Raw genomic sequence first — 19,091 nt, 5'->3', positions numbered from 1 at the left:
TGTGACGCACGACGCAACGCGATCGTCATATCGGCGACATATCGCGTTCGGTCGAACGTCTCTTTGTCGACTGTGGTGGGGAAAGCGTGGTCAATTCATCGGGTTTCAGCCCGCGGTTCTTCGTGGGCACGGACGTCGGCGGGACGTTCACCGATCTCGTCGTCCTGCGGGACGGGCGCCCGCCGCGGCTGTTCAAGTCGCCGACGACGCCGGACGACCGCTCCCAGGGCGTGGTCAACGCCCTGGGGCTTGCCGCCGAGTCCTACGGGCTGGACCTCGCGGGATTCTGCGCCGCCGTCGTCTACTTCGCGCACGGCACCACCGCGGCGACCAACGCGCTGATCGAGCGGAAGGGCGCGCCGACCGCGCTGCTCACCACCCGCGGGTTCAGCGACACCATGCTCATCCAGCGGTCGATGACGTCCTGGGTCGGGATGGGTGCCCGGACCGGCCACTACAGCCGCCGGCGCAACCCCGACCCGATCGTCCCGCGGTCGCGGATCGTGGAGATCACCGAGCGGACCGACGCAGCGGGGACGGAGATCGTCGCGCTGGACGAGGACGAGGTGCGCGCGACGCTGCGCCGGCTGCGGGCCGAGGGCGTGCGGGCCCTGGCGGTGTCGTTCCTCTGGTCGTTCGTGAACGGCGCGCACGAAGAGCGGACCGCCGAGATCATCGCCGAGGAGTGGCCGGAGGCGTACGCGACGCTCTCGCACGAGGTCGCGCCGGTCATGGGCGAGTACGAGCGGTCGGCCACGACGGTCGTCAACGGCTACCTCGGCCCGGTCATCCGCGGCTACGTCGCCGATCTGGAGGGCCGGCTGCGCTCCGCCGGGTTCACCGGCGACTTCTCGATCATGGACTCTGGCGGCGGCGTCATGCGGGCCGGGGACGCGGCCCGCCGTGCGGCGTCGATGCTCACCTCCGGGCCCGCCGGGGGCGTGCTGGCCTCGGCGGCGCTCGCCGAGCGGCTCGGGCACCGCAACGTCATCACGTCGGACATGGGCGGGACCAGCTTCGACGTCGGCCTCATCATCGATGGCGAGCCGCTGGTCGAGCGGGTCGGCGAGGTCGGCGACCTGCATCTGGCGCTGCCGCGGATCAAGGTGACCGCGATCGGCGCGGGCGGCGGCTCGCTCGCGGCGGTGGACGAGTCCGGCGTGCTCGTCGTCGGCCCGGAGAGCGCGGGGTCGGTGCCCGGTCCGGCCTGCTACGGCCGCGGCGGCGACCGGCCGACCGTCACCGACGCCGACGTGGTGCTCGGCATCATCGACCCCGCCCGTTTCCTGGGCGGCCAGATGCCGCTGGACCCCGCGCTGGCGGAGAAGGCGATCCGGGTGCACGTCGCCGACCCGCTCGGCCTCACCGTCGAAGAGTCCGCGGCCGGCATCAGGAAGGTCGCCGACAACCAGATGGCCGACCTGCTGCGCAAGGTGACGGTCGAGCAGGGGCGCGACCCGCGTGATTTCGCCGTCTACGCCTACGGCGGGGCGGGTCCCACCCACGCCTACGCCTACACCGAGGCCGCGGGCATCGCGACGCTCGTCGTTCCGCCGACCTCGACGGTCCACTCCGCGTACGGCACCGTCACCTCCGACCGGTACCGCGCGGTGCAGACGACGGAGGTGCACCGGACGCCGCCCGGCGCCGAGGACCCCGCCGCCCATTTCGACGCCGAGCGCATCTCCGCCGCCCTGGACGCGCTCGCCGCGCGGTGCCGCGCCGATCTGGACGACGACCCGCGGATCCGGCTCTCGCGCGTGGCGTACCTGAAGTTCCGCCGCCAGTCGCACGAGCTGCCCCTCACCGTCCCCGACGGCCCCGTAACCACGGACGTCCTGCGCGCGCTGATCGAGGATTTCCGCGCCGCCTACGAGCGGATCTACGGCGCGGGCACCGCCCTGCTGGGCGCCGGTGTGGAGATCCACACGCTGCGCGTCGAGGGCCGGGTCAAGATCACCGACGTCCGGGAGGGGCAGTACCCGGGCGCCGCCGACGCCGATGCGGCCCTCATCGGGGAGCGCGAGGTGCACTTCCCCGAGACCGGCCGGATCGCCACCCGGGTCTACCGGGGCGAGGGGCTGGGCAGCGGCGCCGCCCTGCGCGGTCCCGCGATCTTGGAGTTCGCGGGCACCACCGTCGTGCTGGGCCCGACCCAGACGCTGGCCGTCGACCACCACAGCAACCTCGTCATCGACTGCAAGGGGGAGGCGTGACCACCGCCATCGAGACCGGCACCGCCATCGAGACCGGCACCGCCATCGATCCGATCACCTTCGAGGTGATCCGGCACCGGCTGCTCGCCATCACCGACGAGCAGGGCGCGACGCTGGCGGCCATCTCCGGTTCCACCCACGTGGTCGAGGCCAGCGACTACAACGTCGGTCTCTACCTGCCGGACGGCTCCGTCGCCGCGATGGGCCGCACGATCCTGTCGCACGCCTCCTCCATGGCGGCGATCACCCGTTCGGTCATCGCGGACTGCACCGAGTCCCCCGGCATCCGTCCCGGCGACATGTTCATCGTCAACGACCCCTGGAAGGGCACCGTCCACGCCCAGGACGTCGGCCTCATCGCGCCGATCTTCTTCGACGGGGAGCTGCTCGCCTGGACCGGCGCGATGTGCCACATGGTCGACGTCGGCGGCATGACCCCTGGCAGCTTCTGCATCGACGCCACCGACTCCTACCAGGAGGGCTTGCAGATGCCGCCGACGAAGCTCGTCGACGGCGGCGAGGTGCGCACCGACGTGTGGAACCTGATCCTCGGCCACACCCGCATGGCCCCGACCGTCAACCTGGACCTGCGGGCGCTCATCGGCGCGAACAACACCGCGATCAGGGCGATGACCGCGCTGGCCGGCAGGTACGGCGCGGGAACGGTTCGCACGGTGATGGCCAACCTCATCGGCCTGTCCGAGCGCCGCCTGCGCAACCGCCTCGCGCTGCTGCCCGACGCCCGGCTGCACTCCCGCGCCTTCCTCGACAACGACGGCGGGCTCGCCCAGTCGTCGGAGAACGCCACCTACGAGGTGGACCTGGTGCTCACCAAGCGCGGCGCCACCCTGCACTTCGACTTCTCCCGATCCTCGCCCCAGGCCAAGGGGTACATCAACTGCGCCTACTCCGGGATGATGGCCGGGGTCGCGGCGGCGCTGCTGCCGACGCTGGCCTTCGACGCGCCGTGGAACGAGGGCCTGTTCCAGCCGATCGAGGTCGAGTGTCCTGAAGGTCTGATCTGCAACGCGGCGCGCCCGGCGGCCGTCAGCGGCGGCGCGCTGGAGGCCGGCTGGCTCGTCGAGATGACGGCCCTGGAGTGCCTGTCGAAGCTCGCGGCCTGCTCCGACGAGCTGCTGCGCGAGGCCCAGGCGGGTCCGGCGGGCGGCCCCGACAAGTTCGTCCTCACCGGAACGGGCGAGAACGGCGCCCGCCAGACCTACGTGATCATGGACTGCCTCGCCACCGGCGGCGCGGCCTACGCGCACCGCGACGGCGCCTGGACGCAGGGCCAGCACAACATCGAACGGCAGAAGATCTCCAACGTCGAGGCCGTCGAGATGGACTCGCCGCTGCTGTACCTGTGGCGCGGCCTGGTCGCGGACTCCGGCGGCGCGGGCCGGCACCGCGGCGGCATGAGCATGGGCGCGGTCTACACCGTGCACGGCGGCCGGGACGTCACCGCGCTGAACTCCGCGCACGGCTGGGAAGTGCCGAACTCCACGGGCATCTTCGGCGGCTACCCCGGCGCGCAGAACACCCGCACCGTCGTGCACGGCAGCGACGTCAAGGCACGGCTGTCCGCCGGGACCGTCCCCGCGGTCGGCGACCTGTCCGGCGAGCGTCCGGTCATGCGGGGCCGCCAAGGCCTCTACCACCTCGGCGACGACGACGTACTGGCCACCGTGCCGCAGGCGGGGGGCGGCTGGGGCGACCCGCTCGACCGGCCCGCCGAGGCGCTCCAAGCCGACCTGGACTTCGGAGCCGTCACGCCGGATGCCGCCGTCCGCCTCTACGGCGCGGTCCTCACCGAGGACGGCCTGGTCGACGCCGCCGCCACCGCCGTCCGCCGCGACGGCCTGCGCGCCGAGCGCCGGGCCCTGCCCGCCGAACAGCCCCTCCCCGAGCAGCCACGCGGCGAACGCACGCGGGTCCACCCGATGGGCGACGGCCTCGAGGTCGTCGAGGCCGACGGCCGCAGCTGGATCGCCTGTGTCTGCGGGTGCGTCCTGTCCACCGCCGACGAGCCCTGGCGAACCCGCGCGTCGCTCCACTCCAGCGGCGACATCCACGCGTTCAGCCACGCCACGCGCCTGGACGAGGGCCTCGAACTGCGGGCCTACTCCTGCCCGTCGTGCGGCCGACTTCATGCCACCGACGTGGTCCGGCGCGGCGCCGCCCATCCCGACGACATCCGCCTGCTCACCGGAGGGGAGGACTGATGGGGCATCTCGCGTTCGCCGCGGCGACCTCCCATGTCGGCGCGATCGTCAAGAATCCCGGCGCCGACCCGGAGCTCTCCGGCGTGCTGCACGAGGCGTGGCGACGGCTCGACGCCGAGATCGCCGCCGCCCGCCTGGACGCCGTCGTCCTCGTCGCCACCGACCATTACGAGACCTTCGGGCTGGAGAACTACCCGGCCTTCTGCCTCGGCGTGGCCGACGAGCACGAGGGATGGGCGGAGTTCGGCAACCCCGGCGGCACCGTCGCGGGGCGGCCCGCCGTCGCCGAGGCGCTGCTCGCGGGCCTCACCGCCCGCGAGTTCGACCTGGCGCGCTCGCACACCATGGCACTCGACCACAGCTTCATGGTCCCACTGGCGAAGCTCCCGGCGGCCGCGGCGGCCGGGGTGGTGCCGCTGTTCGTCAACTGCAGCACCCCGCCGCTGCCGACCCTGCGCCGCTGCCTGGATCTGGGCGCGGCGCTGCGGGAGGCGGCGCGGGCCCTGCCCGGCGACCCCCGGGTCGGCGTGATCGGCACCGGCGGCCTGTCGCACTGGGTCGGGCTGCCGCGCTTCGGCGACATCAACGACGAGTTCGATGGCCGGCTGCTGGGCCTGCTGGAGCGGAACGAGGCCGAGAACATCCTCGGCTGGGACGACGCGACGATCCTGGAGGAGGCGGGGAACGGCGCCCTGGAGATTCGCACCTGGCTCGTCGCCGCGGGTGCGGCGGGCGGCCCGGCCCGGGTCCACGCCTACCGGCCGATGCCCGCCTGGACCGTCGGAATCGGCATCGCCGCCTTCGAGGTGGCCGCATGAGCGTCGTCGCCCTCAACCGGCTGGCCCGGGAACTGGAGCACTCTCCCGGCCTGCTCGCACGCTACCGGGAGTCTCCGGAGACCGTCCTCGACGGGTACCGGCTGAGCGGGCCGGAGCGCCGGGCGGTCACCGAGAAGGACGCGTCGTGGCTGCTCGCCGCCGGGATGAACCCGGTCGCGCTGCGCAACCTGATGGTCGTGCTCGGCGTCGCCCACCAGGACATGTACCCCGCACCGAAGGACGGCGCCTGACATGGCCGTGTCCGATGCGAAGGGAACACCGGCGGGCCTGGACGAGCGGTCCGCGGAGGGCGTCCCAGTGCTGGAGCTGCGCGATGTGCGCAAGGCCTTCGGCGGGGCGCAGGCCCTCGCGGGCGTCGACTTCACGCTGCGGCCCGGCGAGGTGCACGCGGTCGTCGGCATGAACGGCGCCGGCAAGTCGACCCTGGTCGAGCTGATCTGCGGCTCTTTCGCCCCGGACGGAGGCGACATCCTCGTCGACGGGCACCGCCAGGGTACGCTCACCCCTCGCCGCGCCCACGCGGCGGGGGTGAGCATCGTCCACCAGCGGCGCACGCTCGTGGCCGGGCTGAGCGTGGCCGAGAACCTGCTGCTCGGCCGGCTCCCCACCCGCGCGGGACGGGTGCTGTGGCGGAGGGTCCGCGAGGAGGCCGCCTCCGCCCTCGCCGACCTCGGACTGGACATCGCCCCCGGCGCGCTCGCCGGGGACCTCGGCCCCGGCGAGCAGACGCTCGTCGAGATCGCCCGGGAGGTCCATCACGGCGGCCGGGTCCTCATCCTGGACGAGCCGACCGCCTCGCTCGGCGGCCCGGACGCCCGACGCGTCCACGGCCTCGTCCGCACCCTGCGCGCCCGTGGCACGGCCATCGTCTACATCTCGCACCACCTGGACGAGGTCCTCTCCCTCGCCGACCGCGTCACCGTCATGCGCGACGGCCGGGTCGCCGCCGTCGAGGACCGCGCGGCGCTCGACCTGCCCGTCCTGGTCCGGGCCATGACCGGCGACCGCCTGGTGCAGGGCAGGCCGGAGGCCCGCCGGACCCCCGGCGCTCCGGTGCTGACGCTGTCCGGGCTCTGCGGCGGACGGCTCCGGCCGTTCGACCTGGAGGTCAGGTCCGGCGAGGTCGTCGCCGTCCTCGGCCCGGCGGGCGACGGCCAGTCGGAACTGTTCGGGCTGCTCAGCGGGCTGCGCCGGGCGCGGAGCGGCACCGTCGCCGTGCGCGGCGCGCAGATCCGCTCCGGCAGCGTCGCCGCCGCCCTCGGCGCCGGGCTGCGCTGCGTGACCGGGGACAGACTCTCCTACGGGCTCGTGCCGGGCCTGGGCGTCGACGAGAACCTCGACCTGGTCCGGCGCGGCAGGCTGCGGCCCTGGCTGGTCCGCTGGCGCGACCTGCGCGCACGCGCCCGGTCGTCCCGGGACCGCTACGGCGTCACCACGATCCAGGACGACCCGCCGGTGGCCGCCCTGTCCGGAGGCAACCAGCAGAAGGTCCTGCTGGCGGCGTGGCTCGACGGCGACCTCGCCGCCTGCTTCCTGGAGGAGCCGACCACCGGCGTCGACATCGCCGCCAAAGCCGACATCCACCGGATCGTCGACGGCCTCGCCGAGCGCGGCGCCGCCGTCCTGCTCGGCTCCTCCGACATCGACGAGGTGATCCGGCTCGCCGACCGCGTCGTCGTCGTGCGCGCCGGCCGGACCGTCGCCGACCTGCCCATGGACCAGGTGAGCCGGGACGACCTCGTCACGCTCATCGCTGGAGGGGACCAGTCATGACCGCACTGACCGCACCGAAGGGGCTCCTGCGGCTCGGCCTGCCGCCGGGCCTGTCCCGCCACCTGGGCCTGCTGGCCGTGCTCCTGATCATCGGGGCCTTCACCGCCCTGCGCAGCGACGCCTTCCTCACCGGCCCGAACCTGCTCAACGTGTCCCAGCAGATCGCCGTCGTCGCCGTCCTGGCGGCCGGGCTCACCCTGCTGATGACGGCGGGCGGCATCGACTTCTCGCTCGGCGCGATCGCCGCCGTCACCCACGGCGTCACCGCGCAGCTCATCGTCGCGGGCGTCGCCGACTGGACCGCCGCCGCGCTGGCGGTCGCGCTGGGCGCGGCGATCGGCCTGGTCAACGGGCTCGTCGTGACGTACCTGCGGGTCGCGCCGTTCGTGGCGACGCTCGCCACCTCGACGGTCCTCGGCGGCGCCGCCCTGCTCATCATCGACGGCAAGAGCGTCTCCATCGGCGAGGCGCTGGTGCCGCTCGGGTTCGGTGAGGTGTTCGGCCTGATCCCCGCCCTGGTCGTCGTCGCGATCGCCGGCTGCGTCGCCGCGGGCCTGGTGCTGCGCTGGACGGCGTTCGGCCGCAACGCCTTCGCCATCGGCGGCAACGAGCAGGCCGCCCGTCTGGCGGGCATTCCCGTCGCCCGGACCAAGCTGCTGCTCTACACCCTCGGCGGGCTGCTCGCCGGTCTCGGCGGGGTCATGCTCGTGGCCCGGCTCGGCGCCGCCAGCCCCGGCACCGGCGGCCTGCACCTGGAGCTCACCGTGGTCGCCGCGGTCGTCATCGGCGGCACCGCCCTGAGCGGCGGCAGCGGCACCCTCGTCGGCACCGCCCTCGGCGTCGTGCTGCTGGGCGTGGTCGCCAACGCCATCAACCTGCTCCAGATCAACGCCCACTACCAGGACGTCGCGCTCGGCGCCGTCCTGCTCATCGCGGCCGTCACCAACCACCTGCGCGGCCGAACCCACTGACCGGCTCCCGGCCCTCCGCCGCCACCCCCACCCATCCCGACCGGGAGGAATCCACCATGTTCGCCAACCCGGGCACCGTCCCCACGGCCACCCGCGCGAAGGCCACGGCCCTCGTCCTGGCCGCCGGCCTCGCACTGTCGGCCTGCTCGGTCGACGAGGGAGGCGCGGCCGCCACGCAAGCTCCATCGGACAAGGAACTGACGATCGGCTTCGTCAACGGCAACTCGATCGAGTTCCACACCTGCCTCCAGCGGGCGCTGCAGGCCCGCGCCAAGAGCGCCGGGGTCAAGGTGCTGACCGCGAACTCGGCCATGAACCCGGCCACGGAGCTGTCCAACATCGACGACATGATCGTCAAGCGGGTCGACGCGATCGTCGTGCAGACGGTCAACATCGACTCGCTGGAGGGCGGGATCGGCCGCGCCAACCGCGCCGGCGTCCCGATCTTCCTGACCTCCGTCGCCTCGGTGGACCAGAGCAAGATCCTCGGGGCGGTCGTCACCGACGTGCAGAAGGTCGGCCGCGACCTCGGCGCATGGCTCGCCGAGGACGGCGGGGGCAAGCCCGTCGAGGTCGGAATCATCGGCGGCGCGCCCGGCGCCGCCGCCGACCTGATGAACAACGCCTTCAAGCGGAGCCTCGGCGATGACGCCGAGGTCGTCTTCGACCAGCCCGCGTTCTGGCAGCGGGCCAAGGCGCAGGACGTCGCCGACAACCTCCTCCAGGCCCACCCGAAGGTCACCCACGTCTTCGTCCACAACGAGGACATGGCCTTCGGCGTGCTCGCCGCGTTCAAGGCCGCCGGACGCGACGACATCAAGATCCTCACCAACGGCGGCAGCGAGGCCGGCGTCAAGGCCGTCAAGGACGGGGAGTTCGCGGTCACCGTCAGCAACACCCCGAAGAGCGTCGGCGAGATGGCCGTGGACAACGTCGTCGGCCTGCTGCGCGGCACGCAGGGCGTCCAGAAGATCGCCACCGTGCCCGACATGGTCGTGACCAGCGACAATGCGAGTAAGGCTCCGCCCTACTGCTCGTGAGGCACCATGACCGACTCTTCTCACTCCCCTTCCGCCGGCGACCCCGCTCGCCGCCGCGGAGTACGCTCCGTCGACCGCGCCCTGGACGTGCTCAGCGCCTTCAGCGCGGCGCACCCCCGCTTCCAGCTCACCGAACTGGCCGAGGCCGCCGGGGTACCGAAGACCAGCACCCACCGCATCGCGGTGACCCTGGTCGAACGCGGGTTCCTCCGGCAGGAGGCCGACGGCGCCTACATCCTGGGCAACCGGCTGCTCGAACTGGGCAGCCTGGTCTCGACGACGACCGCGCTGTCCCACCTGACGCAGGGAGTCGCCGAGGAGCTGATCCGCTCGACGGGCGAGACCGTCCTGATCGCCGAGATCGACTGGCGGGACAGGTCGCTGCTCATCACCGGCAAGCGGGAGGCACCGCATTCTCCGGAGTCGCTGTCGCCGCTCGGACGGCGCTCGATGCTGGCCAACGGCTGCATCAGCCGCGCCATCCTCAGCGGCCTGCCGCGGGAGGAGAGCGAGGAGATCGTCACGCGGCTGCCGCTGGCGCAGCGCACCCCCGCCAGCATCACCGACCCCGACGTCCTCCGGCGCGAACTGGACACCGCCCGCCGGTACGGCTACGCCGTCGAGATCGGCGAGTTCATCGCCGGCATCGCCGGCGTCGCCGTCCCGGTGATGGTCGGTGGCAGGCCCGCCGGCGCGATCGCGGTCTGCGGGCGCATCACCCGCATGCCGCGCCGGCGGCTCGAAGCCCTCGGCAAGCACCTCAAGCACCTGCTCGGTCAGACCGCGGCCGAGCATCCACCCTCCCCGCCACGCGGGGGCTGACCCTGGAGACCCCACCATGCGGAAGACCCGCGAAGCCCGATGGGTGACCTTCCCCAGCGGTTCCGACGAGATCCGCGGCTATCTGGCCCTGCCCGTGCGCCCTCCCGAAGACGCCTCACCGCCGGTGGTCGTCATGGCACACGAGAACCTCGGTGTCACCGCCCATCGAGAGCGGGTCACCGAGCTCATCGCGGACGAGGGCCTCGCCTGCCTGACCGTCGACCTGTACAGCAGGATCGGGGGCCGCCCCCCGCAGGACTTCACGACCCCCGAGGAGCGCCGCGCCAAGGCGTTCCTCGCCGCCCGCGACGAGCGGGCGCTCCCCGACCTCGAAGCGGGGCTGGACTACCTGGCCGGCCGCGGCGACGTCGACGCCTCCCGCGCCGCCGTCGTCGGGTTCTGCCTCGGCGGCGGCCTCGCGCTCGCCTGGGCGACCCGGACCGACCGGCTGGCCTGCGCCGTTCCGCTCTACGGACTGCCCGAACTGCCGCCCTCCTACAGCCCCACCGGCCAGGTGCGATCCCGCATCACCATCGCCGACGGCGTCCGCTGCCCCGTCCAGTGCCACTTCGGCGGCGCCGACGAGGTCATCCCGCTCGACCAGGTCGCCCGCCTCGGCGACGCCCTGAAACTGTCCGGGCGGGAGACCGAGATCCACGTCTACGAGGGCGCCGGGCACGCCTACCACGACGACACCCACCCCAACCACCACCCGGAGGCCGCACAACTCACCTGGGAGCGGACCCTCGCCTTCCTGAGGAAGCACCTGTGAGCCTGTGGACCGACCTGCTCGGCGCCGAGATCCGGCACGTCACCGCCGCCGGGGTCCCGACACGCGTCGCCGGGCTCGGCTCGGGCGCCCCGGTCGTCCTGCTGCACGGGCGAGGCGGCCACCTGGAGACCTTCGCACGCACCCTTCCCGCGCTCGCGGGGACGGGACGCCGCGCGATCGCCTTCGATCTTCTCGGCCACGGGCTCACCGCACCGTCGCCGTCCGGCTCCTACACGGTGGAGGAGTTGACCGGCCACGCCCTGGCCGTCCTGGACGCGCTCGGCCTGGACGCCGTCGACCTCGTCGGCCAGTCCCTGGGCGGTTGGGCCGCCGTGCTGGCCGCGCTGCGCGCGCCGGAACGGGTGCGGCGGCTCGCCCTCATCGAACCGGCCGGGCTCCAGGCGGAGACCGAACGGCTCGCCGACCCCGCGGTGCGGAGAGCCTACGAGCGCGGCGGCCGGGCCTACGCCGAGCCGACGCCCGACGCCGTCCGGACCCGGCTCGCCGGGCTGCTCGCCGACCCCGCAGGGGTCGATCCCGAACTCGTCCAGGTGCGGACCGAGCTGTACCGGCCCGAGGAGGCCCGGCGGGTGCACCGGCAGGTCCGGGCGGCCGACAACGGACCCTCGCTCCTCACACCGCAGCGGCTCTCCGCCCTGAAGGCGCCCACCCTCTTCATCCGCGGCGAGCACGGGCACACCCCCGCCGGCGTCGTCGAGGCGGCGGTATCCGCGGTCCCACATGCCCGCCTCCTGACCGTCCCCGAAGCCAAACAGTGGCCGCAGTACGAGCGGCCCGACCTCGTCAACGCCTCCCTCATCGACTTCCTCAGCAAGGAGGACCACGCATGAGCCTGTGGACCGACTCCCTCGGCACCGAGACCCGCTTCCGCGACGCCGCCGGCTGGCGCACCCGATCGATCGAGGCCGGAGAGGGCGACGCCGTCATCCTCATGGGCGGGCTCACCGGCCACGCCGAGGGCTTCCTGCGCAACGTCGTCCCGCTGTCCGAGCGAGGCCTGCGCGTCTACGCGGTCGACGTGCTCGGCCACGGCCTGACCGCCCGTCCCACCGACGTCACGTACCACGCGCCCGTCTTCACCCGGCACCTCGTCGGCTTCCTCGACGCCATCGGAGCCGAGCGCGCACACCTGGTCGGCCAGTCCCTCGGCGGCTGGATCGCCCTGCACACCGCCCTGCATCACCCCGACCGCGTAGGCAGGATCGTGTCCGTCACCGGCGCCGGGCTGCTCCTGTCCGACCCCGGACGCGCCGCCGAGAGCGAACGGGTGCACGCCCAAGTCAGGGCCGTCACCACCAAGGCCGCCTCGACACCGACCCGCGAAAGCGTCCGCGAACGGCTGGAATGGCTGATGCTCGACCCCGCCACCGTCACCGACGAACTCGTCGAATGCCGCTACCGCTACTACACGCTGCCCGGCACCGAGAAAGCCCTCGCCAAGCTCGTCGCCGAGCAGCCCAGCGAGGCCAACCGTGCCCACATGCTCGGCGAGGACGACCTCGCCCGCATCGACCACGAGACCCTCATCCTGTGGAGCGACCACAACCCCACCACCCCCGCCGAGGTCGGCCGCCGCGCCAGCGAGATCCTGCCCAACGGCGCTTTCGACATGATCACCGGTGCGGGGCACTGGCCCATGTTCGAGCAGCCCGCCCAGTTCAACCGCATAGTCGGCGACTTCCTCGCCAAGGACTCCCGGTGACGCCCGCCGAACAGGTCTCCGTCGGCTGCCGTGTACTGGCGGCGCACGGCAACGCCGACCTCATCTGGGGCCACCTCTCCCTCCGCGACCCGGACGGTGCGGGCGTCTGGCTCAAGGCCGCCGGCTACGGCATGGAAGAGATCACTCCAGACCGTGTCGTGCTCATCGACCGCGACGGAACACGCCTCGACGGCGACGGCCGCGTCCACCTCGAATACCCCGTCCACACCGAGATCATGGCCGCCCGGCCCGACGTCGGCGCGGTGGTCCACAGCCACGCCGAGTCGGCCGTCGCCTTCGCGGCCACGGGCCTTCCCCTCCACCCGGTCGGCCACGAGGGCACCCTGTTCTGGCCACCTGACATCGCCCGCTTCACCGCCACCGGAGACCTCATCCGCGACCGCGCCCTCGGCGGAGCGGTCGCCGAAGCCATCGGCGACCGCAACGCCCTACTCCTCCACCGGCACGGGCTCGTCACGACGGGACCCGACGTGCCCACCGCCGTCATGACCGCGATATTCCTGGAGAAGGCCTGCCGGCTCCAGCTTCAGGTCGCCGCGGCCGCCGGCACCTACGACCACTCGGACGAGGCCGAGGCTCTCGCCAAGCGGGCTCGCTGCTACGGCCCCGCGCAACTCGAGTCCGCATGGGCGTACCTGGTCCGCCGGCTGCCCCGGTGACCGGAGAGGGTTCTTCCGCGAAGGGTTCAGCCGCGAAGGACGGCGCTGGGCCCGGAAGCCCTCACGAAGCTCATGTCCATCCAGTGCCGCCAGTTCGAGCCGTCGTCAGTGCGCTCCCATTCGGCCGCCATGGACTCGCCGTCTTCGGCGATCACCAGCGTCGCCCGCTCCGTCTCGCCGGCGAACGTCCAGACACCCCTGTCGTCGACGCTTGCCCACATGGTGGCGAAGTTGCCTTGGTTGTCGAAGGAGCGCATGGGATAGGTCCGGCTCGCTGGATCGTAGGGCCCGATCATCTCGATGACCTCGACGTGTTCCTCGTTCATGCGCACGTCCACGCGATGAATGAGGAAGTGCTCGCCTGCCAGCCATTCGTAGGTGTCCGAGCCGGCGATGCGGATCGCCGGCTCGATCGCGGTGGCCGCTGTGCACCCCTGCGAACGCCAACGGCCGACCAGCGCGTTCAGGCGCTGGTTCTCCGATCGCGGGGCACGGGCGTTGTCGTCTCCTGACATGGCGGATCCTTGCCATCCGTAGTGTGTAAGATATTGCTTAAACACTTACATACCGTCCCGGTAGCACGCAAACGAAGGCGGTGGCCCATGGACGACGCGCTTCGCGCCGTGGCGGACCCGACCCGCCGCGCCATCCTCGTCCTGGTGCGGGATCGCGAGGTATCGGCAGGCGAGATCGCCGAGCGCTTCCCCGAGATCAGTCGCCCCGCGGTATCCCAGCATCTGCGAACGCTGGCAGCGGCCCGTCTCGTGGATGTCCGCCGCGCCGGCAACCGCCGCTTCTACCGGCTGCGTCCCGAGGGGTTGGCCGAGGCGGTGACGTTCCTGGAAACGATGTGGTCCACCTCGCTCGGCCGCCTCCAGCACGAAGCCGAACGAGAAGAACGCGCGCACACCCGCGACCAGGACATGAAGGGATCGCTATGAGCAGGACGATTGAGCACACGTTGCACATCCGCGCGCACCCGGAGACGGTCTGGCGGTACTTCACCGACCCGGTACGCCTGTCGCAATGGTGGGGAGCGGCCGAACTGGACGCCCGCCCCGGCGGCACTCTGCAGGTCGCGATGCACGAGGGCCCACGCCCGGTGATGCGAGGTCGATTCGTGGAACTCGTACCGTACGAACGTCTCGTCTTCACCTTCGGCTGGGAACCCACACCAGGAGCGCCCGACATCGCGCCAGAGGCATCCCGCGTCGAGGTAACCCTGACACCGGACGGCGACGGCACCAAGCTCACCCTTCGCCACAGCGGTCTGCCGGCCGCACTCGAAGAGGAGACCCGCGACGGCTGGGCACACCTGCTCCATCGTCTGGGCGAAACAGCAGAACGCCAGGAAGATCAAGTCGTTCGCACTCTCCACTGTTGACGTCCTGCCGGGATCGGAAGCGTGCAACCCACCGTGCACGAGGAATTCCGGTCGGTCGCCCGGCGCCGAGCTTGTCAACGGCAGCGCTACAGCGGGGTCAGCCTGAACGAGGCCGAGCCGACCACGGACAGAGTGACCTGGCCCAGGCGTTCGGCGGCAGGACCGTTCTCGTAGCCCTGGTTCGGATAGACGTCGGCCAGAAACCCCCTTGCCAGTGGATCCGCCACCAGCCCGACCAGTCGATTGGCGTTGACCGCCGCCACCGGCTCGAAGTTGGCGCCCTGCTCCGCCTGGGTGGGGCCCGACCAGTATGTGAGCACCATCTGGGTCTTGTAGTCGTGGTGGCCGGTCCAGTCGATCGGGACCATGTAGGTCTGGTTCTTGTCGGTGACCGGTGTCTTGGGCACGTTGACCGTTCCCTTCGGGTTGTTCGGATCCGGCCCGACGATGCTGAACGCGAAGGAACCGTCCGTGGGGATACCGGTGAGCTGGACGCCCGCGTAGAACCTGCCGCCGGTGGGTGGTCCCGTGAGCCACATCTGCTGGGTCCAGGTCGCGTTCGTTTCGGTCGGTACCTGGACGACGTTCCTCCAGCCCAGGTTGGGGTGGCCGCTGATGAACGCGGCCAGCTCCGCCATCGTGCCGATGGAGCCGATCCTGCTGCGCGGGTCGTCCGGATTCTCGTCCGGGTCGTTCTCCACCCAGGCCACCAGGCAGTAGTGGCCGTCGAGCGGCACGGCGTCCCAGACGAACGGCGGGTAGGTGTAGTCGACGTCGTTGAGCGTGGCGGAGGCCACGTCGATGTAGCCGTGACCGGTCTCGACCGCCCTCAGGCCGTTGTTCAGCCAGTTGTTCGGCCACAGGATCAGCGAGGTGTCGCCCTCGCCGTTGAGGTAGTACAGCCACACCCGTGCCCTGTGCCGCCCGTCGACCGTATTGAGTCCGCGGACGTAGATGAAGTTGGCGGCGCCCTTCGCGGAGGTGAAGACCTGGTTCGGCGAAGCGTTCCCGTAACCGCCGACCAGGGTCACCGCCGGGTCCTTCAGCGGCTGCTGCCCAGAGGGCCAGATGTCGGGGCAGTCGCTGAGCACGCCGGCGGGCGTGCCCCCGGCCGGAGTCTGCCCGAGCTGGTCGCGGAGGAAGAGGCCCTGGTAGGGGTCGGCGCCGAACCGGGTCCGGACACTCGGCTCCTGCGGCCCGGCCACCGGACTCGCCGCAGCCTGGACCTGGTCGATCACACCCAGGTTGCCGGTCTTGGTGTTGGCCGTGAAGATCCGGCCACCGTCGGGGCTCACGGCGATGCCGGACACGAACTGCGCGCCCGAACCCCAGCTCACCGACTGGACCAGCCGCAGCGAGGCGGCGTCGAAGATCCGCACGCCGGGATTGATCAGGTCGGTGGCCATCACCCTGTTCCCGTCCGGCGAAACGGCCAGGTCGGCCAGTTCGATCAGGCCGTTGGAGGGCAGCACCACGGTGCGCACGGCGCGTGTGTCGGTCCTGACCGCGACCAGGGTTCCGTTCTCGGTCCCACCGCACGCCACGTACAGGTGGCTCCCGTCAGGGGACAGAGCCGAGGAGTTCGGGTAATCACCGATCGGTACCGGCTGGCCGGACATCGCGTACGCTCCCGACCCGTCCTTGGCCACCACCAGCACGGTGCCCCCGGTCTGGTCGGTGATGTAGGCCCGCGTCCCGTCGGGGGCGGCGGTGAGGGTCAGCGTCGCCCCCGGCGCGACCGAGGCCGTCACCGTGACCGTGCCGAGCGGCGCCCATGCGGGCGGGTCGCCTACACGGTGGAGGACGATCAGCCGGGCTCCTTCCTGGCTGCCGGCGGCCAGCACGAACAGCGTGTCGCCGTCCGCGGACACCGCCAGCGCGACCAGGCCGCCCATGGTGTGGCCGGCGAGGTCGATGGAGCCGGTGACGGTCCAGTTCGCGGTGTCGACCATCTTCACGGCCCTGGTGTCCGGACCGATCAGGAAGGCGGTCGCGGCCGTGGCGGACGGCCGGTAGGCGACGTCGATGATCTCGGTACCCGCCAGATGCTGGACCACCGTGCGGGTGGTGACGTCGTAGGCGAACACGCCGGTGGACGGCCTGCCGCCCGAAATCCACTTCAGTTTGCTGTGCCAGGCCAACGCCGTGCGGCCGTCGGGGGAGACGCGGACGTCGGTCGGCTGGCCACCGACGGAGGGCAACTCCCCGGTGATCTCGTACTCGGCCAGGGTGGCCACCAGCAACCGGTCCGCCCCGCCCAGCATGACCAGGCCTCCGTCCGGGGCGACCGCGGCGGCCGAGGTGCCCGCGCCCACGTTGATCCTCGGGTCGAGCACCGCGCACTGCGCCGGTGTGCTGCCGACCGAGACCAGGGCGACGCCGTCGCCGGCCGAGCTGGTTACCACCGCGTAGGCGCCACCGGGAAGCATGGCCAGTTGCTGCGGCGCGGTACCGACGACAAGGGGGGCGGACTGGACACGGGGGCGCGCCACGTCGATCGCGGTCACCGAGTTGGTCTTCGGGCAGGTCGTCAGCAGGACGTCGCCGTCGCCGCTGACCGCCACGTCGGCGGGCGAGTCGACCCCCGTGATCGACGGGGCGGGCCGGTGCACGCCGTCCCCGCCCCGGCCGACGACCGAGATCGTCTTGTCGGCCGAGTCGGCCACGAACACCTGCGCTCCCGAGGGCAGGACCGCGACGCCGCGGGGCGCGTGCCCGACGGGCAGGGTCGTGACGATCGCGGGCTCTCGCCCGGTGGAGAGCACCGCCAGCTCTCCGGCCTTGGTGCCCTTGTCCACCGTGACGTACAGGTACGCTCCGTCAGGGGACAGAGCCACCTGTTGCGGGCTCCCCCCCACTCTGACGGTGGCCGTAGGGGTGAAGGTGTACCCGTAGGCGCCCGCCTTGGGCGCGACGGACAGGACCGAGACGGTCCCGTCGCCCGCGTTGGCGACGTAGAGGACGGTGCCGTCGGCCGAGAACACCATGCCGGCCGGCTGACGCCCGACCGGCACGTCGTCGCTGACCGGCCGGTATACGAACGTGTCCAGCGCCCGCACCTTGGACACGCCGTCCCCGACCAGCACGTAGCCGGCGTTCGGCGCCGCGGCCAGGTAGCGCGCCGCGCCCGTCGACCAGTCCCGGACCTGCGGGGTGAAGGCGGAGATTACGACGCTCTGCTCCACCACCGGCCCCTGGGGCCGGCCCAGCGGCAGCAGAGTGAACATCTGCGGCCGGGTGACGTTCTTGCTGATCGTCCCCTCGGGCTGGTACTTGCAGGGATCGGGCGGCCCGACCGAGGACAGCAGGCGGAGATCGCCCGGCGTGTTGACGTTCCAGCTCAGGGCGACGTCGCGGGGCAGATCCCCGGCGTACACCGCCCTCGGCCGGGCCGTGAACGAGTTGATCACCGGCAGGACGTCCGCGGTGGCGTTGGCCAGCGCGATGTTGCCCGCGCTCGCCAGGACCCTGCCCTGCGCGGTGAGGCTTATCGGGGTGGTGTCGGTGATGGTGGCGGTGTAGTCGTCCTTGCCGGTCACGTCCACGTTGAACGGTGCCAGTGTCATCGTGCCCTCGTCTTCCACCGTCCAGGAGATCCTGACCTCGGCGGCACCGTCCTTCAGCACCGAGACGGGAGGGGTCACCGTCAGCGCCGTGACGCGCACGTGCGGCTGCTTGGTGATCAGCAGGCTGTACACCCCGTCGGCGTAGCCGGGCAGCCCGGAGTACGACACCAGGGCCACCGTCGGCCCCGGCTGGAAGGTCGTCACCACGTGCTCGACCAGGAAGCCGACCACCGACGGCGCGCCGGTGCCGACGATCGGGAAGTCAGGGGGTGGCCGCAGCGTCCAGGACGGGTACTGCTGCCCGCTGTTCGGGGTGATCGTCCAACCCGACGCGTGCGTCCCCGCGACCACCCTGATCTGTCTGCCCTGGCCGGCGGTGCACAGCGCGCCGTGCCCGGACGGGTCCGAGGAGTATCCGAAACCGATCGTGAACTGGGTGTCGGCCCCCGCCTTCACCTGCCGACCGCGCGGCCCCGGCGCGAACGCCAGGCTGAGCTGGTTGACCACCGGCTCGTAGCCGGGCACGGTGTTGACCACATCCGGCGTCGCCAGATGCAAGGCGAGGTCCTGGGCGAGTTGCTCGCCGGCGCGGGGCGGTGTGACCAGTGCTACGGGCAGGTTGATCGGGAACGACAGATTGCCGACCGTCACCGGCGCGACGCGGTATGCCGTCAGGACCAGCGAGACGCTCGCTCCGGTGGCGTGCGGGCCGGCCACCGGCCCGATCCTGAGCGAGGCCGTCCCGCCCGGCGCCACCGACAGCGGGCGAGTCGGCGTCATGCCCAGGAGCCTCTGATCGGTGAATCCGACGACCGTCCAGTCCGGGTCGGCCGGCTTGATCGACGCGAACTCGGCGTCCGTCAGGCCGAGCGGGGTCAGGTCGAGGTAGAGCAGCGAGCCCGTCGCCGTGGCCGCGTGCGTCTTGTCCACGACCTGCGGGGCCGGCTGGTACACCGCCGGGCCGGCGGCCGAGCTGCCGATCTTGAGCTGAACGTCGTTCGACTGCCCGACGTAGATCGTGTACCTCGCCCCCGCGCTGTCGATCTCCCCGGTCAGGATCGGAGACCTGGCCTGCTCGGACAT

The 19,091-nt window shown here is 72.0% G+C and carries 16 protein-coding genes; 14 read left to right on the top strand and 2 right to left on the bottom strand.

The window, feature by feature from the left end; translation table 11 throughout:
* The first annotated feature begins 86 nt into the window (after positions 1 to 86).
* Genes FKD65_RS41305 through FKD65_RS41250 form a run of 12 tightly spaced genes read left to right on the top strand, consistent with a single transcriptional unit; the run spans position 87 to position 13,058 of the window.
* Positions 87 to 2,216 carry a hydantoinase/oxoprolinase family protein gene (locus FKD65_RS41305; RefSeq protein ID WP_141585245.1) on the top strand — a complete coding sequence of 710 codons (2,130 nt, stop codon included), beginning with the start codon at positions 87 to 89 and terminating at the stop codon, positions 2,214 to 2,216.
* Positions 2,213 to 4,438, top strand: coding sequence for a hydantoinase B/oxoprolinase family protein (locus FKD65_RS41300; RefSeq protein WP_168221361.1), 2,226 nt, complete (start codon positions 2,213 to 2,215; stop codon positions 4,436 to 4,438). The genes FKD65_RS41305 and FKD65_RS41300 overlap by 4 nt, the downstream gene beginning before the upstream one ends.
* Positions 4,438 to 5,256 (top strand): 2,3-dihydroxyphenylpropionate 1,2-dioxygenase, encoded by an 819-nt coding sequence (locus FKD65_RS41295; protein WP_141585240.1) that lies wholly within the window; start codon positions 4,438 to 4,440, stop codon positions 5,254 to 5,256. The genes FKD65_RS41300 and FKD65_RS41295 overlap by 1 nt, the downstream gene beginning before the upstream one ends.
* Positions 5,253 to 5,507: a hypothetical protein gene (locus tag FKD65_RS41290; RefSeq protein WP_141585237.1), complete on the top strand. Its 255-nt coding sequence runs from the start codon at positions 5,253 to 5,255 to the stop codon at positions 5,505 to 5,507. Before FKD65_RS41295 ends, FKD65_RS41290 begins: the two co-directional genes overlap by 4 nt.
* A 1-nt stretch (position 5,508) precedes the next feature.
* The gene (locus FKD65_RS41285) at positions 5,509 to 7,050 is read left to right on the top strand and encodes a sugar ABC transporter ATP-binding protein (RefSeq protein WP_141585234.1); all 1,542 of its coding nucleotides are present in this window, start codon (positions 5,509 to 5,511) and stop codon (positions 7,048 to 7,050) included.
* Positions 7,047 to 8,021: an ABC transporter permease gene (locus FKD65_RS41280; RefSeq protein WP_141585232.1), complete on the top strand. Its 975-nt coding sequence runs from the start codon at positions 7,047 to 7,049 to the stop codon at positions 8,019 to 8,021. Before FKD65_RS41285 ends, FKD65_RS41280 begins: the two co-directional genes overlap by 4 nt.
* 56 nt (positions 8,022 to 8,077) lie before the next feature.
* Positions 8,078 to 9,061 carry a sugar ABC transporter substrate-binding protein gene (locus FKD65_RS41275; protein ID WP_141585230.1) on the top strand — a complete coding sequence of 328 codons (984 nt, stop codon included), beginning with the start codon at positions 8,078 to 8,080 and terminating at the stop codon, positions 9,059 to 9,061.
* Between the two features lie 6 nt (positions 9,062 to 9,067).
* On the top strand, positions 9,068 to 9,883 hold the full coding sequence (locus tag FKD65_RS41270) for an IclR family transcriptional regulator (protein ID WP_141585228.1): 816 nt from the start codon (positions 9,068 to 9,070) through the stop codon (positions 9,881 to 9,883).
* Between the two features lie 16 nt (positions 9,884 to 9,899).
* Positions 9,900 to 10,655, top strand: a complete 756-nt coding sequence (locus tag FKD65_RS41265) for a dienelactone hydrolase family protein (RefSeq protein WP_141585226.1) — start codon at positions 9,900 to 9,902, stop codon at positions 10,653 to 10,655.
* The gene (locus FKD65_RS41260; protein WP_168221360.1) at positions 10,652 to 11,506 is read left to right on the top strand and encodes an alpha/beta fold hydrolase; all 855 of its coding nucleotides are present in this window, start codon (positions 10,652 to 10,654) and stop codon (positions 11,504 to 11,506) included. The genes FKD65_RS41265 and FKD65_RS41260 overlap by 4 nt, the downstream gene beginning before the upstream one ends.
* Positions 11,503 to 12,378 (top strand): alpha/beta fold hydrolase, encoded by an 876-nt coding sequence (locus tag FKD65_RS41255; RefSeq protein ID WP_141585221.1) that lies wholly within the window; start codon positions 11,503 to 11,505, stop codon positions 12,376 to 12,378. The genes FKD65_RS41260 and FKD65_RS41255 overlap by 4 nt, the downstream gene beginning before the upstream one ends.
* A complete protein-coding gene (locus tag FKD65_RS41250) occupies positions 12,375 to 13,058 on the top strand; it encodes a class II aldolase/adducin family protein (RefSeq protein ID WP_141585218.1) in 684 nt (227 codons plus the stop codon). The genes FKD65_RS41255 and FKD65_RS41250 overlap by 4 nt, the downstream gene beginning before the upstream one ends.
* 26 nt (positions 13,059 to 13,084) lie before the next feature.
* Here the strand turns inward: FKD65_RS41250 and FKD65_RS41245 are convergent, their stop codons facing one another.
* Complete coding sequence (locus FKD65_RS41245; RefSeq protein WP_141585216.1) at positions 13,085 to 13,573, bottom strand: DUF1579 family protein; 489 nt, start codon at positions 13,571 to 13,573, stop codon at positions 13,085 to 13,087.
* Between the two features lie 87 nt (positions 13,574 to 13,660).
* Between FKD65_RS41245 and FKD65_RS41240 the strand changes: the two genes are divergently transcribed.
* Both FKD65_RS41240 and FKD65_RS41235 read left to right on the top strand, forming a co-directional pair.
* Positions 13,661 to 13,999 carry a helix-turn-helix transcriptional regulator gene (locus tag FKD65_RS41240; RefSeq protein WP_141585214.1) on the top strand — a complete coding sequence of 113 codons (339 nt, stop codon included), beginning with the start codon at positions 13,661 to 13,663 and terminating at the stop codon, positions 13,997 to 13,999.
* Positions 13,996 to 14,442, top strand: a complete 447-nt coding sequence (locus FKD65_RS41235; protein ID WP_141585212.1) for an SRPBCC domain-containing protein — start codon at positions 13,996 to 13,998, stop codon at positions 14,440 to 14,442. Before FKD65_RS41240 ends, FKD65_RS41235 begins: the two co-directional genes overlap by 4 nt.
* Positions 14,443 to 14,528: 86 nt before the next feature.
* Here the strand turns inward: FKD65_RS41235 and FKD65_RS41230 are convergent, their stop codons facing one another.
* Positions 14,529 to 19,091 carry a YncE family protein gene (locus tag FKD65_RS41230; protein ID WP_141585209.1) on the bottom strand — a complete coding sequence of 1,521 codons (4,563 nt, stop codon included), beginning with the start codon at positions 19,089 to 19,091 and terminating at the stop codon, positions 14,529 to 14,531.

The organism is Actinomadura sp. WMMA1423 (assembly GCF_006547145.1).
Taxonomy (GTDB): Bacteria; Actinomycetota; Actinomycetes; order Streptosporangiales; family Streptosporangiaceae; genus Spirillospora.
This window is presented reverse-complemented; position numbering and strand designations above follow the sequence as displayed.

Bases quoted from the DNA above. Each gene is read 5' to 3' on its own strand.
- FKD65_RS41295 (WP_141585240.1), top strand. From the start codon at position 4,438: ATGGGGCATCTCGCGTTCGCCGCGGCGACCTCCCATGTCGGCGCGATC.
- FKD65_RS41290 (WP_141585237.1), top strand. From the start codon at position 5,253: ATGAGCGTCGTCGCCCTCAACCGGCTGGCCCGGGAACTGGAGCACTCT.
- FKD65_RS41285 (WP_141585234.1), top strand. From the start codon at position 5,509: ATGGCCGTGTCCGATGCGAAGGGAACACCGGCGGGCCTGGACGAGCGG.
- FKD65_RS41280 (WP_141585232.1), top strand. From the start codon at position 7,047: ATGACCGCACTGACCGCACCGAAGGGGCTCCTGCGGCTCGGCCTGCCG.
- FKD65_RS41275 (WP_141585230.1), top strand. From the start codon at position 8,078: ATGTTCGCCAACCCGGGCACCGTCCCCACGGCCACCCGCGCGAAGGCC.
- FKD65_RS41270 (WP_141585228.1), top strand. From the start codon at position 9,068: ATGACCGACTCTTCTCACTCCCCTTCCGCCGGCGACCCCGCTCGCCGC.
- FKD65_RS41265 (WP_141585226.1), top strand. From the start codon at position 9,900: ATGCGGAAGACCCGCGAAGCCCGATGGGTGACCTTCCCCAGCGGTTCC.
- FKD65_RS41255 (WP_141585221.1), top strand. From the start codon at position 11,503: ATGAGCCTGTGGACCGACTCCCTCGGCACCGAGACCCGCTTCCGCGAC.
- FKD65_RS41245 (WP_141585216.1), bottom strand. From the start codon at position 13,573: ATGTCAGGAGACGACAACGCCCGTGCCCCGCGATCGGAGAACCAGCGC.
- FKD65_RS41240 (WP_141585214.1), top strand. From the start codon at position 13,661: ATGGACGACGCGCTTCGCGCCGTGGCGGACCCGACCCGCCGCGCCATC.
- FKD65_RS41235 (WP_141585212.1), top strand. From the start codon at position 13,996: ATGAGCAGGACGATTGAGCACACGTTGCACATCCGCGCGCACCCGGAG.
- FKD65_RS41230 (WP_141585209.1), bottom strand. From the start codon at position 19,091: ATGTCCGAGCAGGCCAGGTCTCCGATCCTGACCGGGGAGATCGACAGC.